At 53.0% G+C, this 15,492-nt stretch carries 18 protein-coding genes and 2 pseudogenes; 12 read left to right on the top strand and 8 right to left on the bottom strand.

What is annotated here, in order from left to right; genetic code table 11:
• Positions 1–166: 166 nt before the first annotated feature.
• Positions 167–1,267 (bottom strand): BMP family ABC transporter substrate-binding protein, encoded by a 1,101-nt coding sequence (locus H9646_RS11910; RefSeq protein WP_191723576.1) that lies wholly within the window; start codon positions 1,265–1,267, stop codon positions 167–169.
• A 318-nt stretch (positions 1,268–1,585) separates the two neighbouring features.
• Here H9646_RS11910 and H9646_RS11905 point away from each other — a divergent pair, with 318 nt between their 5' ends.
• From H9646_RS11905 to H9646_RS11885, 5 genes and pseudogenes are all read left to right on the top strand, one after another.
• Complete coding sequence (locus H9646_RS11905) at positions 1,586–2,326, top strand: DUF2971 domain-containing protein (RefSeq protein ID WP_191723575.1); 741 nt, start codon at positions 1,586–1,588, stop codon at positions 2,324–2,326.
• A gap of 98 nt (positions 2,327–2,424) precedes the next feature.
• Positions 2,425–3,156: pseudogene (locus H9646_RS11900) on the top strand (GPO family capsid scaffolding protein); the annotation flags it as partial.
• Positions 3,157–3,193: 37 nt separating this feature from the next.
• The gene (locus tag H9646_RS11895; protein WP_191723573.1) at positions 3,194–4,639 is read left to right on the top strand and encodes a phage tail tape measure protein; all 1,446 of its coding nucleotides are present in this window, start codon (positions 3,194–3,196) and stop codon (positions 4,637–4,639) included.
• A gap of 27 nt (positions 4,640–4,666) precedes the next feature.
• Positions 4,667–5,107: a phage tail protein gene (locus H9646_RS11890; protein WP_191723689.1), complete on the top strand. Its 441-nt coding sequence runs from the start codon at positions 4,667–4,669 to the stop codon at positions 5,105–5,107.
• A gap of 3 nt (positions 5,108–5,110) precedes the next feature.
• The gene (locus H9646_RS11885; RefSeq protein WP_191723572.1) at positions 5,111–6,154 is read left to right on the top strand and encodes a contractile injection system protein, VgrG/Pvc8 family; all 1,044 of its coding nucleotides are present in this window, start codon (positions 5,111–5,113) and stop codon (positions 6,152–6,154) included.
• A gap of 33 nt (positions 6,155–6,187) precedes the next feature.
• Here H9646_RS11885 and H9646_RS18720 read toward each other — a convergent pair.
• The 5 genes and pseudogenes from H9646_RS18720 to H9646_RS11860 form a co-directional block, all read right to left on the bottom strand.
• Positions 6,188–6,477 (bottom strand): annotated as a pseudogene (locus H9646_RS18720) (transposase); the annotation flags it as partial.
• Positions 6,478–6,798: 321 nt separating this feature from the next.
• Positions 6,799–8,265 (bottom strand): hypothetical protein, encoded by a 1,467-nt coding sequence (locus H9646_RS11875; protein ID WP_191723571.1) that lies wholly within the window; start codon positions 8,263–8,265, stop codon positions 6,799–6,801.
• Entirely contained in the window at positions 8,240–9,679 is a 1,440-nt protein-coding gene (locus H9646_RS11870) for an MBOAT family O-acyltransferase (RefSeq protein ID WP_191723570.1), read from the bottom strand. Before H9646_RS11870 ends, H9646_RS11875 begins: the two co-directional genes overlap by 26 nt.
• Before the next feature lie 453 nt (positions 9,680–10,132).
• Positions 10,133–10,885, bottom strand: coding sequence for a hypothetical protein (locus tag H9646_RS11865; RefSeq protein WP_191723569.1), 753 nt, complete (start codon positions 10,883–10,885; stop codon positions 10,133–10,135).
• A gap of 56 nt (positions 10,886–10,941) precedes the next feature.
• A complete protein-coding gene (locus H9646_RS11860; RefSeq protein ID WP_191723568.1) occupies positions 10,942–11,280 on the bottom strand; it encodes a helix-turn-helix domain-containing protein in 339 nt (112 codons plus the stop codon).
• A gap of 67 nt (positions 11,281–11,347) precedes the next feature.
• Between H9646_RS11860 and H9646_RS11855 the strand changes: the two genes are divergently transcribed.
• The 7 genes from H9646_RS11855 (at position 11,348) to H9646_RS11825 (ending at position 13,824) form a co-directional block, all read left to right on the top strand.
• On the top strand, positions 11,348–11,584 hold the full coding sequence (locus H9646_RS11855; protein WP_191723567.1) for a hypothetical protein: 237 nt from the start codon (positions 11,348–11,350) through the stop codon (positions 11,582–11,584).
• Between the two features lie 15 nt (positions 11,585–11,599).
• Entirely contained in the window at positions 11,600–12,097 is a 498-nt protein-coding gene (locus H9646_RS11850) for an ogr/Delta-like zinc finger family protein (RefSeq protein ID WP_191723566.1), read from the top strand.
• 114 nt (positions 12,098–12,211) lie between these two features.
• Complete coding sequence (locus H9646_RS11845; RefSeq protein WP_191723565.1) at positions 12,212–12,463, top strand: hypothetical protein; 252 nt, start codon at positions 12,212–12,214, stop codon at positions 12,461–12,463.
• Entirely contained in the window at positions 12,460–12,738 is a 279-nt protein-coding gene (locus H9646_RS11840; protein WP_191723564.1) for a hypothetical protein, read from the top strand. Before H9646_RS11845 ends, H9646_RS11840 begins: the two co-directional genes overlap by 4 nt.
• Positions 12,735–13,001 carry a hypothetical protein gene (locus H9646_RS11835; RefSeq protein WP_225214150.1) on the top strand — a complete coding sequence of 89 codons (267 nt, stop codon included), beginning with the start codon at positions 12,735–12,737 and terminating at the stop codon, positions 12,999–13,001. The genes H9646_RS11840 and H9646_RS11835 overlap by 4 nt, the downstream gene beginning before the upstream one ends.
• A gap of 19 nt (positions 13,002–13,020) precedes the next feature.
• Complete coding sequence (locus H9646_RS11830; RefSeq protein ID WP_225214149.1) at positions 13,021–13,599, top strand: DUF4406 domain-containing protein; 579 nt, start codon at positions 13,021–13,023, stop codon at positions 13,597–13,599.
• A gap of 18 nt (positions 13,600–13,617) precedes the next feature.
• The gene (locus tag H9646_RS11825; RefSeq protein ID WP_191723562.1) at positions 13,618–13,824 is read left to right on the top strand and encodes a helix-turn-helix transcriptional regulator; all 207 of its coding nucleotides are present in this window, start codon (positions 13,618–13,620) and stop codon (positions 13,822–13,824) included.
• An 83-nt stretch (positions 13,825–13,907) separates the two neighbouring features.
• Here the strand turns inward: H9646_RS11825 and H9646_RS11820 are convergent, their stop codons facing one another.
• The gene (locus tag H9646_RS11820) at positions 13,908–15,224 is read right to left on the bottom strand and encodes a type II toxin-antitoxin system HipA family toxin (RefSeq protein ID WP_191723561.1); all 1,317 of its coding nucleotides are present in this window, start codon (positions 15,222–15,224) and stop codon (positions 13,908–13,910) included.
• Positions 15,224–15,492 (bottom strand): hypothetical protein (locus tag H9646_RS11815; RefSeq protein WP_225214148.1); only part of this gene is annotated, 269 nt, incomplete at its 5' end. The genes H9646_RS11820 and H9646_RS11815, both read right to left, overlap by 1 nt.

Here is a 15,492-nt window from a genome sequence, read left to right as displayed (position 1 = left end):
CTCTACGGTTGCACACATTTCGGGAGCAGCTTGCGCTGATATTGATTGCTTTTTACGCATGAATCATGCCAAAGCCTAGCAATCACGTGCGCAAGGCGCTCCTGATTTTCCGGCGTAATCGCTGTGCACAGTCTAAGTATTTACCGCCCGCACGCACAGGCCCGCGTTACTTGACGCTGCCAATCACGCCTTCTGCCAGCCAGTCCATGTGGTGCAACTGCTCGTCAGTAAGCTGCGTGCCCCTGGCAATGCGCTCTTTGCCCTGGTTGTCGCGTATCGCGGCTTTCACGGCCTGGAAAGGCTGCAGCTTGCCTGCGGCCATTTCTTTTTGGCGTGCCAGCACCTCATCGCGCACGGCTTGCGGCAGCTTGGGGCCAAAGTGCTCTACGCGCACCATGCCGTCTTTGACGCCTCCCCAGGTGTCACCCGGCTTCCACGTGCCGTTTTGCACCGCCTTGGCGCGCGCAGCGTAGTAGTTGCCCCAATGGTGGGTGATGGCCAGCAACTGGGCATCTGGCGCATCCTTGCGCATGTCGGAGTGAAAGGCGATGGCCATCTTGCCGCGCTCTTGCGCCGCTGCCATTACTGCTGTGGTCGCCACCTGAAAGGACAGCACATCAGCGCCCTGGTCCATCAGCGCCATGGCGGCCTCGCGTTCACGTGCGGGGTCAAACCAGGCGTTCAGCCACACCACCTTGACCTGCGCCTTGGGGTTCACGCTGCGCATGCCCAGCACAAAGGCATTCACGCCCTGCACCACCTCCGGAATGGGAAAGCCGGCCACAAAACCGGCCACGCCCGTCTTGCTCATGCGGCCTGCCGCTACGCCCGACAGGTAACGCCCTTCGTAATGGCGGGCATTGGCCGTGGCCACGTTGTCGGCCTGCTTGTAGCCCGTGATGTTTTCAAACTTGACGTTCGGAAACTCACGCGCCACACGCAGCGTCGGCTCCATATAGCCAAAACTGGTGGTGAAGATGAGCTGATTGCCCTGCGCCGCCAAATCGCGAATCACGCGCTCGGCATCAGGGCCTTCGGCCACGTTGTCCACAGCCGTGGTCTGCACCTTGCCAGCTAGGTCGCGCTCCAGTTGCAGGCGACCTTCTTCGTGCTGGCGCGTCCAGCCCGCAGGCAGTACAGGCGTGACGTAGACAAACGCCGCTTTGAGCGGTGCCTGGCTGGCTAAAGCTGTGGGTTTGGGGGTTTGCGCAGATGCGCTGACGACAAAACAAGCGGCCACGAGCGTGGCTGCGAGGTTTTTGTACATGGTGTTCCTCTACATGGGTCAATAAAATCGCCGTGACCATCGGCGTTAAGCAAGATTTCATCAAATGAAATCAACAACTTAATAAAATTACCCGCTTTACCACTGTGCAGAAATTTCTTTTCTGTGCCAGTTTCGTGACAGTGCGGGCTAAAACTGTCACGGCGGCGGATTATGAAACAACTATTAGGGCCGTGATAGCTGGGTTGCTAACACCCTTGGAGAAATTTAGTTTTTCTGCTGCCACAGGCTTACCTTGTCGTGTTTGTGAGGGCTGCTGACGACACGGGGCTACTGATCGGGCGCACAACGTGCGTCTGAATGCAAGCGGTCATTCACCAAGCTTTTATGCTTAATGCGACTGCAGGCGCTCTACCATTGCGTATGCGTCTTTACCACCTGACATCACTCGAAGCAGCTGAGAAATACATTCTTCCTGAGAAGCGTATGCGGCTAGGTCGGTTTTCCCGTATGAATGACCCATTCGAACTCATGTGCTTCAACTCCGGAGAGCCTGATGAACGCTATATCTTCAGAATGCTCAGAGATCGTTGGGAAAAATCGCTAGGCTTAATCTGCTTCGGAAAACATTGGAAAAGCCCAGTGATGTGGGCTCACTATGCAAAATCTCACACGGGCATTTGCCTTGGCTTTGATGTACCCGAGGACTGTCCAAAGAAAATGATTTACGAGCCAGAACGCTTAAAGTGGGCCGTCGATTTTGCAAAGCCAATCCGAGGTGTAGACCACTCGTTACTCGAAAAAGTGATTACTACAAAGTATGAGCAATGGGCCTATGAAGAGGAGTGGCGAATCTTCGCGAATCTAGAAGATCCAGATCCGCTCAACGGTGAGTACTACCTGAATTTCGGGCCAAACTTGACTCTCAGAGAGATCATCGTGGGTGCGAATTGTCAGAAAAGCGTCGGCTCATTTAGGAAGCTCGTGGGCGACGTTGAGCAATCTGTCACGATCATCAAGGCGCGCCCCGCGTTTGATACTTTCTCTATGGTCAAACAGCAGAGGGTCAAACCGATAGTGGTGCTACCGAAGCTGCGTTAGAGCAAATAGGAATGCATCACGCTCGAAACCTCTGCCGTGCAAGTGAAGCGATCGGCAGTATTGGCGACTAAGTCTGAAGCAGAGGACTTTTCACTGCACGTGTGTGGATTGAACACATGCGCGGCATGCTGCCCGACAGCTCCTTTGCCGCCCAGGGCGATGTGCTGGCCCTCAAGGCCGAAGCGGTCGAAGACGGCAAGCTGGCCCTGTTCGCCCAGATCAAGCCGCTGGAGTCGCTGATGGCCATGAACAAGGCTGGCCAAAAGCTCTACACCTCTATCGAAGTTGACCCCAACTTTGCTGCCACCGGCGAGGCCTACCTAGTTGGGCTGGCTGTTACTGACAGCCCCGCCAGCCTGGGCACTGAGATGCTGGCCTTTGCATCGCAAAACCCCGGTGTCATGGCTGGTCGCAAGACCAACCCCAACACCTTGTTCACTGCGGGGCTGGAGTTTCAGCTGGAGCTGGAAACCCAAGCACCGGCAGTGACCACCGAACCCGGAGCACTGACCACAGCCCTGAACAAGTTCAACGGTTTGATGGAAAAGCTCTTGGGCACCACGCCTGCTAAGCCTGCCCCCACCGTCCAGCAGCACAGCCAGGCAGATCTTCAGGCCGTTCAAGCCGTCCTGGCAGAAAACGCGGTCGTGCTGCAGGCATTTGCACAGCACCGCGACACCGATGCCAAGGCACTGGCTGACTTCCAAAGCAAGTTCAACACGCTGCAGCAAGCCCATAGCGAGCTGGTCACCAAGCTCAGCAAACAAAACGCCGACCCTTCGCGCCCTCCTGCCACTGGCGGTGACGGCGACGTGAAGGCCGAGTTCTAAGCCCCCCATTCACAGACACCGCCAAGGAAACATCAACATGCGTAACGACAACGTGCTCAACGTCATGGAAGTGCTGGCCAAGCTGGCCAAGCAGACCGAGAAGATGGGCAGCGCGCAAAAACTGGAAGTACTCAAGACCGTGTTTGGCGAAGAACCCGCAGCCGCCATGACCGAGCTGCTGGACAAAGCAGGTTCCGGCGGCATCTTGGAATACCTGAACAAGGTGCGTGACAGCGCAGGTGCTGCAAGCAAAACCGCCAGCATCATGGCCGACAACGTCACCGGCGACCTGGACGAAATTTCCAGCACCTGGGAAGACGTGCGCATCAGCTTGTTTGATGCCAACCAGGGCGAGATCCGCTCATGGATTCAAAACCTCACCGCAGGCATCCGTAGTGTTGGCGACTGGTTCAAGGCCAACCCCATTGCAGCTCAGTGGCTGCTGCGCCTGGTCGTGGTGTTTTCTGTGCTGACCACTGCCGTGGGAGCACTGCTGATCCCGCTGGGCTTCCTGCTGGCCAAGGGGCTGCTGGTGCGCTTGATGTTGGCCAAGCTGGCCGGTGTGGCTGCTGGTGGTGGTGCTTTTGGCACCATGGCCACAGGCGCAGGCCGCCTTGTTCCGCTGCTGGCACGCGGTGCCTTGCTGCTGCTGCGTTTCATGGGGCCAATTGGGCTGCTAATTTCTGCAGGCTGGGCGCTGTATAGCAACTGGGATGCCGTCTGGGGTGGTGGCAAAGCCTTGGTCAGTGACTTCTGTAATTGGGTAATGGGCTTGCTGTCCAGCCTGGGCAATTGGATGGTCGGCATCTGGAACACCGCCTCCAGCATGGTCAGCACCGCACTGAGCGCCTTTGTCTCTGGCGTGCGCAACCTACTCGATGGTGGCGTGGGCGCATGGGTCGCCGCTCTGCTCAACTTCTCGCCCTTTGGCCTTTTGTGGAACGCCTTCACCACCGCGCTGGCTGCGCTGGGTATCCAGGTGCCCGAGCAGTTCCGCAGCTTTGGTGGCTTCATCATTGACGGGCTCATTGGTGGCATTACTGGCAGGCTGGCTGCACTCAAAGACGCGGTGGTAGGCGCAGCCAGCTCGGCGGCCACCTGGTTCAAAGAAAAGCTGGGCATTGCCAGCCCCTCCAAGCTGTTCACGCAGTTTGGAGGCTGGATCTCTGAAGGTGCCGCCAACGGCATCACCGCAGGTCAGGCCGGTGTGCGTGCTGCAGCGCTGGCCATGGCCGGTGCAGCGGCTGCACCAGTGGGTGCTGTGGGCATAGACGGCGGCACTGCACCCATTGGGGCAGGCCCAAGCATTGCCCCGCGCATCAGTGCGCCGGCGCCTGCAGCCGGTGGCAACTACACCTTTCAAATCTATGCCGCACCAGGCATGGACGCACAGGCCATTGCCCGCGCTGTACGCGCAGAAATTGAAAACATCGATCGACAAAAAGCCAGCCGTGGCCGCAGCGCCATGCACGACCTGAGCTGAAGACAAGGGAACGATATGCAGGGCTCCATGCTCATGGCCTTCGGGCAATTCATCTTCTCGCTGGACACGCTGGCGTTTCAGGAGCTCAAGCGCAGCAACACCTGGCGGCACCCCAGCAACAGCCGTGTGGGCGCACGCCCTGCCCGCCAGTTTGTGGGCGTGGGCGACGAGACCTTCTCGCTCAGCGGCTGGCTAGCACCCGAGCAAATTGGCGACTACGCCAGCCTGGCCGAGCTGCGGGCCATGGGCGACAGCGGGCAGTCCTTCGCTTTGGTGGCTGGCAATGGTGAAGTGTTTGGACTGTTCGTGATTGAAAGCCTCAACGAAACCGGCACCCTGCACGATCGCTACGGCAACCCCACCCGCGTCAGCTTTGATTTGCAGCTGGCCCGTGTTGACGACGAAGCGGGCGGTGCAGAGGTCAACGTCAACGAACAAGGCCAGTACGTGGCCCCCGGCGAAGAGTGACCTATGGCAGACCAAGACGACCAATACCGGCAAGAGCCCGCTCCGCTGCATCCTGCCCCCACCTACGCACTGACCGTGGCAGGCAAAGACATTACCCCCTTTGTCGATGCCCGCCTGATCAGCCTGACCCTCACCGAGGGACGCGAGAACACCGCCGACCAGCTCGACCTGGATCTGAGCGACCACGACGGCCTGCTGGAGCTGCCCCGCAAAGAAGCCGAGATTGAACTGTCCATTGGCTGGCTGGGCCAGCTGCTGGTGGATAAAGGCAGCTTTGTGGTCGATGAGGTGGAACACACCGGCGCACCCGACAAAGTCACCATTCGCGCCCGCGCTGCAGACATGGGCGGTGAGATCCGCAACCGCAAGGAAAAGAGCTGGCGCAACACCACCCTGGGCACAGTGCTGGCCGACTTGGCCAAGCGCAGCAAACTCACCCACAAGGTGGATGAACGCCTGGCCAAAACTGCCATTACCCACATCACCCAGACCAATGAAAGCGACATGCACTTTCTGACGCGTCTGGCCCGCAAGTACGACGCGGTGGCCACCGTCAAGAAAAAGCACCTGCTCTTCATGCCCATCAACGGCACCAAAAACAGCAAGGGAGAGAAGCTGCCCACCATACACATCACCCGGCGTGATGGTGACCAGCACCGCTGGAGCAGCAGCACCCGCGATGCATTTGATGGGGTGAAAGCCTATTGGTCAGACAGCGTGAACGGCAAGCGCAAGCTGGTGGTGGCAGGCAAGAAAGATGGCAACACCAAAACGCTCAAAGAAACCTACGCCAGTGAGAAAGACGCGCTGGATGCCGCCAAGGCCGAGCGCCAGCGCATCGAGCGCGGCATGGCCACGTTTGAGCTGGCGCTGGCCATGGGCCGCCCTGAGATTACGGCGCAGTCACCCATCAAGGTCAGCGGGTGGAAAGAAGAAATTGACGGGGATGACTGGCTGGTCAAAGAGGTGACGCACAGCTTGAATGACGGCAGTGGCTGGACGAGCAAGGCGCAGATGGAGCGGGGAAGCAGACTCACATCAACTTGACGCAACTTAAGCATTAAGCACCGCTAATACCACCTATCCACGATAGAGTGCGCAGATGATTGCGGCAGCCAACTTCAGTAACGCCTCGTGGATGTCCAAGCGCTTTTCAAATCGGATTCGCAGCTTGCCAAACCCCGCAAACCATCCGTGTGTTCTCTCGACGACCCAGCGCTGCCTGCCTAGTTTTTCGCTGCTCTCAACTCCTCGTCGCGCAATCCGGCTGGCGATTCCTCGTCGTCTGAGGTCAGCACGACAGCGCGGTAGTCGTAACCTTTGTCCGCATGGAGTTTCGCAGGCCGCTTGCGTGCTCTGCCTGGCAGGCCAGCCACCGCAGGGATTGATTCCGGTCACGCAAGCGTCGCCAGTAAGTCATGCCCCTACCATAGCCCAAGGACTGGGGAAGGTCTTGCCATGGAAGCCGGCGTGCAGCACAAACAGGATGCCCCGTTGAGTGCAGCCTCATCGCTCACGCCGACCTTTCGTGAGCCCCCTTAGGCCGATGGGGTGAAAGTGGGAATCGGAGGCTGCAGTTGTCGCCACAGCTCTTTGCTAACGGGTTGTCTTGCCATGAGGACACGAAGCATAAATGCTTCGTGCCGGTCTCAAAGGTAAGTGGTGTTAGCGGCTCTTAGAGAGCTTCACTTTTATCTAAGTTTTTGTTCATCTGTCCAATATCCAAAACCAGAGCACTGTGTGCCGTCATCATTTTCTAGGCCAACTGGATCAACCATTTCAGGCCAATTTGCCACCACAACCGCACATTCTGTCTTCGGCGCTTTGGCAATCAGTTTATAACTCAATCCATTAGACCAGTAGGTTACCCCCAAATCATCGCGCATACTAATATTCATGCCCACAGGCAAACCCCAGCTCTCATCAACCGATGATTTAGGATAACTTCCAGTCTTCGAATGGAAACCGGATATCTCTTCATTAATTCTATGTAGTTCTCGCAACCGAACCTGAAAGAGCATATTACCTGAACCGAAATTTTCTCTTTGTTTAATGAGGCGATGTTTTATTTCTGGAATTACAAGATCTGGATTGATTTTTTTAGTTTTAACATCTTTACCATTTATAAATTCAACCATGCATTCTCCAAGCTCCTTGGACCTTAGTCTTGCCCCCTCTGCATTGGCATGGTATGAGGTATCGTAACGATAAATGCTTGAGAATGTAGCAGATACAGGATCACAGTAAAGTGGAGTTTTTGTAAACTCCATTTGATCTCGCAGATTACCGATATTCCCCCATATATTTTTTGAAAAAATCTCTGGCCCATTTCCTTCCAATAAAATTGGAGAGGTCACAACAAATCGAGCACCTTTATTTTCAAAATAATCATTCCATCCACCTAATATCTCAAGCCATTTTGAATCAGCCTTCTCCGGGACTTTGAAAATAGATTTATCTTTCCAAGTAGCAGAGGTTATTGGCAATTCAATATTTATATCTCCAAATTCATTTAATGCCCTGTGCGTATAATTTTCGTTCCCTGGCCTGTGCTTCCAAGTATAATTAAGTGATTCATCTGTATAAAAATTTCGATATGAAACGGAATCGTGAGGTTGATACAGGTATGTTTTAAACCCTATTGCCCAACGTCGTAATGGTACTGCTGAAAAAATATTATAAAGAACTAAAGGAGATGGCTCCACAGACTGGCTAAAGTAGTGTAGATAATTTTCATAATCAAATTGATTTATTAGTACTCTATCTCTCGCTTCCCACTCAAGCGGGGCGACAACTATATCCCCAGCTTTTACCTTGTTCCTAATTTGAGAAAACAGAATATCTATATGCATGCCTGCATGCAATGAATAGTTTTTTACTTTGTAACCTGTCTTTTCAGATAGCACATCGCTAGCGATCGAAAACAGCGAATTAGATCCACTCACAACAAAAATAGTTTTTTCACCAGTCTTAGACGGAAGTTTTTCATACAAAAACTCCCGCATCCGCGCAGTGTTGCCAAGCCACATTTCAGTTTTATACTCAGGATTGGGATAGCCTAGTTGAATGCAAACAAATCTATATCCAATCCAGAGAAATAATGCACTCGCTAAAACCGTGACAGCGATTATTTTAAAATTCGAAATAGATAAACGCATTTGCAGTATCCGGAGAAATAAAAGCAACAGACAATATAACGATAATCGCCACAAGTAGCGGAATCTCAACCAGTTTTAAGGAATAAACTCGGCGTGCCACGCACCATATAGAAATTTCTCTAGAGTTTGGCGCAAAGAAACACAACAAACAGGCTACGAATATAAAGCTGAACTCAGAAATTTGGCTTGGGATATTTAATTTCGAATCAACATTGAAGTTTGGAAGAAACGTACCAATGAACCGCTGAAATTCAACGCCTATTCCAGAATTAGAAAAATCAAATAGAGACAAATAATGTTGCGTTGCCCCCGAAATCGAATCAGAGCGAAAGAGCACCCAGGTCAACATAACGAATAAAAAAACCAAGAATCTACCGACAAAGGTAGGTACAGAAAACCCAAAAAAACGCACAACTATAAGTGCAAGCCCATGGGCTGCGCCCCATAAAAGGAACGTCCAATTAGCACCATGCCATAAGCCGCCAAGTGCCATGGTCAAAAACAAAGCGACAGCCATCCTTGCAGCACCATGGCGATTACCGCCTAATGGAATATAAAGATAATCGCGAAGCCATTGAGATAAAGTGATATGCCAACGACGCCAGAAATCGCTTAAATTTTTTGATTTATATGGTGAGTTAAAGTTATACGGCAAACTGACGCCAAAAATCCGCGCGACACCAACGGCCATATCACTATATCCAGAGAAATCAAAATAAATCTGCAATGTAAAAGCAACCATCGAGATCCATGCTTGATAAGTGCTCAAAGCCTCCTGGTGAGAAAATCCGTTATTCGCAATTGCTCCAAAGTGGTCGCCGATTAGTTTTTTCAGCATCCCAATAGAAAATATAATCAAGCCAAACTTAATAGATCGAGCATTGAATGTGGGCCACCGCTCATAACTTGCCGCTACTCTTCCGAAATGCGTAATTGGACCTGCAACAAACTGCGGAAAAAATAACTTAAAAAGGATATATGTTTTAAAAGTAAACGATTTAACTTTACCTCTATAAACATCCGCCACGAAGGCAATTTGTTGAAAAGTATAGAAACTTATACCTAACGGAAGGGCAATCCGCCAAGTCCACGAAGAATTTCCATCAAATAAAGATTTATCAATTAGAATTGAGTATTTAAAATACCCTAAAACCAAGAGATTTAAAACAATCGTAGAAATAAAAACTGACCTGGATCTATTTTTCAGCAAATAGGCAGCTGCGAAGTAATTAAGCAACAATGAAAAAATTGCAATAATTACGCTTATTTCGCTAAACGCATATAGAAAAATTACTGAAGAAGCACTAGCTATCCATGGTAATATTTTCTGAAACCCAAGATTTTTTAGTACCGCTACTATCAATAATAAGGGGAATAAGAATAATAAAAGAAAGTCGGATTCAAAGAATAACATCAGCTTTTATTTCTACAAGTTGGAGTTTTCCGCTGTAAGGTGAAAGGATTTACAGGGAATTTCTGGCGAGTTGATTTCGTCTTAAGAAGTTGTAACGTTGCTGATCTAGGGCAACTTTAGAGCCGCTAACACTACCCTGGATACGTCGTTACTTTGCCTGGTCGTACTTTTTGTACTGCGGCTTCGCGCCTCGTCTCCAATGCACATCTTCGATGGGTTGGGTGGTGTTCGCCGTTCTTAAGCTGATCGTTTTCAAGTCTTGGGGCTGGATGTGTCACCCGGTTCATCGACAAACCTGCTTGCTGCCACTGATCGTGCCGTCTTTGCACACGAACTTGCCACCCTGGCAGTGCGAAACACCACCCTTTTTTCCAGAGCACGGGTAGTTGCGAGCATGTGCAACGCTGATACCCAGAACAACTGCCAAGCTCAGTGCAAAAAATTTGACTGTTCTCATGATTCTTTGGGTGCAATAGACAAGGTGAAGCCAATCAACCGATTTGCTGTCGCGCTGTATGTGCGATTACCAACGGAGATTTTTTGAACTGCAGCATTCGGCTTATCAATGCTGGCCATGGCCTTTTTCATCAAGCTCGCAAAAGCTTTCCCAATGTCATCGCGGGAGGCGCCATCTGTGGTGGCATTAGCAACCAACCCCATCAGAATCAGCCCATCTGCTGCATCGCCACCTGAGCCATCGCCAGCAGCCAGACCGGTGTGCACGTCGGTAATGAAGCCGTTCTTATCAACAACGGCAACCATGTAGCCCGTCCCGGCTACTAGCTTGTACGTGTCGTTGACTGGCCCTTTGCTCATCTCCATTGAATCGGCATTCCATGGAAGATCCATACTCTTTGCGAGTGTGTTGAAGCGCTTCTTAAATTCTTTGGGAGTGATGCCAAGGGTCTCGGCTGCAGGCTCTGCGGCTTGTTGATCAGAGACTGCTGGGGCAACTGCTGCCTGACTTGGTTTTTCTATTTCTTCAGCGCTGGCACTACTTTCTTTGGCGGACTCATCAACCAAAGACCCGCCAATGCCGAGCAAAATAATCGGCACAAACAGCAGCACCAGAGCAATGCGGGAGCGCTTGGGTGCATCGCCAGTTTTGGAGTACTTCAGCCATTTGGGAGCGATCAGCCCAATCAGGCACATCACGGCAACCACTAAGGCAAGCAGCAGTAAAACGCCACCAATTACGTTTGACATAGATCTCCCTCTCTATAGACCCCTGCCTCTTTGGGCTTTGGGGCATCAAGTCGCAGTTACGAATCTGGTCTTAGAACTTCCGCGACGGCAGTCAATGCCGCGCGCCCTTTGTCGCCACTATCGCGCCAAGCGCTTAGAAGTACTTTTTCTTCGGGGGCCAAGGTGGATTCGCTCTCGCCTTGGCGCTGTCCTGTCACAACGTAGAGAGCGTCAACGCCTAGATTGGTCATGGTGGCCAGTACGCCTGCATTGGGCGCTGTTTCACCCCGCTCCCATTGGAGAAGTGCATTCCGCGAGGCGCCGCAGTACAGGGAGAAATCGACCTGAGACAGCCCAATTCGCAGCCGTTCTTCGCGCAGTCGCTCTCCTATCTGCACATATTTAATTTCAGACATATATTGACATGCACTTTTTTCAGTGCAATGATGCGTTTACGTTGTAACAATCTATGCCCAATAGTACATGACTACCCCAGCCCAACTTACGCGGCATCACTCGGCCTCGGTCGACCGTCTGGTGCATGAAAAGCCCATTGCTCTGCGCCTTGACAAGCAAGAGCTGGCAGATGCACACGCACAGGCCAAAGCGCAGGGCCGCAGCTCCAGCAACTTTGCCCGCCTGATTCACCTGATGGGCATGGCGCAATACAAGCGCCTTGGCCGCATTGAGCTGCCTGCGGCAGACATGGCCAGCAACTGATTAAAGGTGGTGCGCATGGCTGATTCCTTCACTTTCCCTGTCAGCAATTCTGAGCTGGCATCTGCCGCTTTGCGTACCAGCAAGCAGCTGAACCAAGTGGCTGATAGCGCCCGCGCCAGTGAAGGAAAAGCCGCGCAAAGCTGTAACAAGCCAAGCCAGCCCAAGCAGTGGAAAGGCACGAACAAGGAATCCACACGCCTGCCGTGCCCACATTGCAAGTGGCCCAGCGTGATTCGCACCAGTGAGCAAATGTCGGTGCTGACGCGGCAGTACGTGTTTTGCTGCGCGAATGCTGAGTGCGGCCACACCTTTGTGGCAACGCTGGAAATTTCCCGCACCCTATCGCCCTCTGCCACGCCTGACCCGGGGGTGAATCTGCCCCTGTCCAGCCACGTGCGCCGCGACATGCTGCGCATCACCCTAGACCACGCAGCCAGTGCCGAGCACCAGGCGCGCAACACAACGCCAGTAACGGGCGACTTGTTTGTACAGGGAGTGCCGCCCCCTGACTGATACCCCCAGCGCCTAGCGCTCCCTCCTCCTTCACCCCTTTGAACCCCACCGACAGAGCCTGATTTGCAGGCGCTGCGGGGCTTTTTACGCCTAAATCTTTTGCAGGAGACCGCTATGTCCACGCAAGTCCCCGATTTATTGAAAGCACCACCTCCCAGCCGAAGCGCCCTCAATCCGGCGCACGGCTTCAAGTACACCAACGCCAACGACACCAATTTGGCCAAACGATTTGCCGACATGCGCCGCGCAGCCGCCAAGGCCGAACGCGATGCCGCTGCCGAACAGGCCCGTCAGGCGCAAACCACGCTGGAGCTGGGCACTTCTCCCCAGGTTGTGCCACTGCGCAGAAAGGCCAACGCCGCATGAAAACCGCACCCCAAAAAAACAGCTCGGTGGAAAAGACCTGCAGCAAGTGCCACGAGCAGTGGCCCGCAGACACCGAATTTTTCTACCGAGAACCCAGCAACCGCGATGGGCTGCGCGTTGAGTGCATTGCCTGCAAAGCCAGCTACGACAGCTGCCGAAAAGCAGGCAGGTTCAGCAAGCGCAACGGTTCACTGACGCAAGAGCTGCAGTCCGTGTTCACCAAGCTCATTAATAAATATGAGCCCGCAGCCCATGCCGTGCAACGAATTCAATGAAAAACATAAACGAAAGCAAAGCAATGCAAGCGCAGCAAGCTATTAAAAATGAATGCAAGGCACCCACTCTGCCGTACCTCATCAAGTACTTCCAAAAGGAAAAGTCAGCGATTGAGGCAGAGCTGGGCCTGATGCCACCCGACGCCTGGCTGAACGTGCGCGGCCGCGCGCTGGCCAATCGTGAGCAAGAGCTGCACGTCACCTTGACCGTACTGCAAGAACTGGTAACCGCCCCGGTGCAGATCACCGAATCCACCCACTGACCAAAGAAAGGACACGCCCATGTACATGATGATGTTTCGCGTAGTGCTCATGCCCGCCATGCTCATGCTCAGCTTTTTCACCGGCTGGCGCATGGCAACCCGCTTGATCGTGGATGAGTGCCAGCGCTTTGGTGGCTTTGTTTCCGGCAAAAAAGAATTCCGCTGCATCAGCACCATGCAGATGTGGCTGATGCATGAGTCCCCCAACCACCGCATCTACATTGCCGGCCCCATGACAGGACTGCCGGACAACAACTACCCCGCCTTTCACGACGCCGCCGCGCGCTTACGCAAACGGGCTTGGCATGTAGAGAGCCCAGCAGAGAACCCCGTGCCGCATGTCGATGCGCACTGCGCCTGGACTGCCTACATGCGCATGGGCATCAGCCAGCTCATGACCTGCCACGCCATCTACTTGCTGCCCGGCTGGCAGCAATCGCCCGGCGCCAGCGCTGAATATTTCATTGCCCAGCGCTTGGGCCTGACCATCTATGAGCATGCAATGCAAGAAGACGTGATGGCAGAGCAGTTGCAGGCGCTTGCCAGCAAGCCTGCATTGCCAAAGGACGAGCTGCTGCGCGCACAAGTGCAGACCTGAATGAGGAGAACACCAACAATGACAGCAGAAGCAATCAACACCATCAAGCTACTCAGTGCCAGTGAGGTGGCCAACACCATTGGCATGAGCAAGTCGTGGATCTACCAGCAGATCAAGCAAGGGAAATTTCCAGAGCCGCTGCGCTTGGGCCCGCAAAAAACCGCATGGAAATTTGCAGACATTGCGGAGTGGATTAACGCGCTACCACAGGGTGTGGAGCAGTAGATTTCTCAACAGCTAAAAAGACACTATCGGTGCAATCACACAGTACCGATAGCATCCAATGGAACTTAGACTTTAGCGTGCAACTATTCGTCAGGGCCGCTCAAAAACTTACGTGCTTGAACTCGAGCACCAGTAAAAATCTGCTCTGCAAACTGAGGTTGCACGCTGGAATGCAGGTTGCCGCTAACCATGGCAATCGCAGCCTCTAGCCCTTCGACCATAGCCACCATCTCTTCCCACAGTCCAGTAATCCGAGTGAAGTTAGCCAGCACCTTCCAATGACGACGCTGAATCGTATACAGGTGATAGTGGCGACTTTTAAAGCCAGGAATAGCCATGGCCATCTTGGCTCTTCTCGACTCAATTTTTCCGTGCCCATGACCAATCACTGGCCAAGCAGAAAGCACGTCATACAACGGTGTCATTTGATAGCCACCACCAGGTTGAATAAATATTGAGAAATTTTTAGCATGACCGTCAATCGCAGCCAATAGCCAAAACGCCAACTGTGCCATCACAAAGCGTGCACTGTCAGCTGCCGATTCCTGACTGCCTGCTAAAACTTCCAGGCACTCCACAATGCCTGGACCTCCATCGACCTCATATTTTTGGCTGCTAGCAACCCCTTTAGCTTGGCACAAGTCTTCTTGGGGGAGGCGTGCAATCCAACCTGCTGGATTCCATGCGCGGTCAAACCTTTCGACGGATAACACCGTATGCGGACCGAAGGTTTCGATAGTGCTTGTAGCGACAGGAAATCCCATAGCACCCAGTAACTGATTGCACAGCCATTCGTTCTGCACAGACTGAGTAAAGTCATGGTCATGCCTCGGCACCATGCCAATTTGCGGCTTGAGTATGTGGGTGGTGGGTGTTGCACCAAGGGGCTGAAACCACTGTTCACCAATTCGCAAAAGTGCCGTTTTTTCCTGAGCACCAGCAATGGACAACCGAAAATCGGTTTCACCCTCAAGATTGCCAAATGCGTTGCCTAAACCTGCCAAATGCGCTGCTACATCCTGTTCATCCATTGGTGAGCCCTTCAACTGGTTGAAGCCAATCGGTTGCTCGCCTTCGGGCATGAGCTGCACAGCTCCAACGCAGTCACGACCAATAGTCTCTAACAGAGCAAATGCATTCGGGTCTGTGCTTCGAAGTCCGAAACGCTTAGTGATACGTTTTCTTATATCAGCGTTGTCAGGCAGCAAGTTGTCGAAAAAATTTTCAACAACTTGCCCTGAAACTTCCAAGTCAGGTGTGAATGGAAGAGACAGAGACAGGGGCCGCGAATGCGGGCTGGCTAGCCATGTTGGATCATAGAAAAGCCTGTGCCCACCTGTTCGCGAAACCTCCCATAAACCGACATGCTCTCCATTCATCCAAATGCTGAGTGCAGGCATTACCAACTACCTTTTGGGTTTTTCTTGAACCAATCGCCAGGAAGTATCTGTGGCGTAAGTACCGGTGTATTTGATTTCGCATGGGCAGTACGAGGCTCCATATTCCCTTTTTCGTCCATGAGGCCATGCTTCTTCAGTTGCTCAAGCAGCTGCGGTGGCAAAACTCCTGTCATTCCCCTCGACTTAGGCGTTGCAACTGACCCACTTATCGGACGTGGCACGATGTTTCCTTTTTCATCCATGAGGCCCTGCTTCTTCAGTTGCTCAA

The organism is Comamonas avium (assembly GCF_014836675.1).
In the GTDB taxonomy this organism is placed as follows: Bacteria; Pseudomonadota; Gammaproteobacteria; order Burkholderiales; family Burkholderiaceae_C; genus Comamonas; species Comamonas avium.
The sequence above is the reverse complement of the archived record's forward strand: the minus strand, read 5'-3'. Positions and strand labels throughout refer to the sequence as shown.

What these genes read in the sequence shown, in the direction of transcription:
- H9646_RS11910 (WP_191723576.1), bottom strand. Translation starts at nt 1,267, where the DNA reads ATGTACAAAAACCTCGCAGCCACGCTCGTGGCCGCTTGTTTTGTCGTC.
- H9646_RS11905 (WP_191723575.1), top strand. Translation starts at nt 1,586, where the DNA reads ATGCAAGCGGTCATTCACCAAGCTTTTATGCTTAATGCGACTGCAGGC.
- H9646_RS11895 (WP_191723573.1), top strand. Translation starts at nt 3,194, where the DNA reads ATGCGTAACGACAACGTGCTCAACGTCATGGAAGTGCTGGCCAAGCTG.
- H9646_RS11890 (WP_191723689.1), top strand. Translation starts at nt 4,667, where the DNA reads ATGCTCATGGCCTTCGGGCAATTCATCTTCTCGCTGGACACGCTGGCG.
- H9646_RS11885 (WP_191723572.1), top strand. Translation starts at nt 5,111, where the DNA reads ATGGCAGACCAAGACGACCAATACCGGCAAGAGCCCGCTCCGCTGCAT.
- H9646_RS11875 (WP_191723571.1), bottom strand. Translation starts at nt 8,265, where the DNA reads ATGCGTTTATCTATTTCGAATTTTAAAATAATCGCTGTCACGGTTTTA.
- H9646_RS11870 (WP_191723570.1), bottom strand. Translation starts at nt 9,679, where the DNA reads ATGTTATTCTTTGAATCCGACTTTCTTTTATTATTCTTATTCCCCTTA.
- H9646_RS11865 (WP_191723569.1), bottom strand. Translation starts at nt 10,885, where the DNA reads ATGTCAAACGTAATTGGTGGCGTTTTACTGCTGCTTGCCTTAGTGGTT.
- H9646_RS11860 (WP_191723568.1), bottom strand. Translation starts at nt 11,280, where the DNA reads ATGTCTGAAATTAAATATGTGCAGATAGGAGAGCGACTGCGCGAAGAA.
- H9646_RS11855 (WP_191723567.1), top strand. Translation starts at nt 11,348, where the DNA reads ATGACTACCCCAGCCCAACTTACGCGGCATCACTCGGCCTCGGTCGAC.
- H9646_RS11850 (WP_191723566.1), top strand. Translation starts at nt 11,600, where the DNA reads ATGGCTGATTCCTTCACTTTCCCTGTCAGCAATTCTGAGCTGGCATCT.
- H9646_RS11845 (WP_191723565.1), top strand. Translation starts at nt 12,212, where the DNA reads ATGTCCACGCAAGTCCCCGATTTATTGAAAGCACCACCTCCCAGCCGA.
- H9646_RS11840 (WP_191723564.1), top strand. Translation starts at nt 12,460, where the DNA reads ATGAAAACCGCACCCCAAAAAAACAGCTCGGTGGAAAAGACCTGCAGC.
- H9646_RS11835 (WP_225214150.1), top strand. Translation starts at nt 12,735, where the DNA reads ATGAAAAACATAAACGAAAGCAAAGCAATGCAAGCGCAGCAAGCTATT.
- H9646_RS11830 (WP_225214149.1), top strand. Translation starts at nt 13,021, where the DNA reads ATGTACATGATGATGTTTCGCGTAGTGCTCATGCCCGCCATGCTCATG.
- H9646_RS11825 (WP_191723562.1), top strand. Translation starts at nt 13,618, where the DNA reads ATGACAGCAGAAGCAATCAACACCATCAAGCTACTCAGTGCCAGTGAG.
- H9646_RS11820 (WP_191723561.1), bottom strand. Translation starts at nt 15,224, where the DNA reads ATGCCTGCACTCAGCATTTGGATGAATGGAGAGCATGTCGGTTTATGG.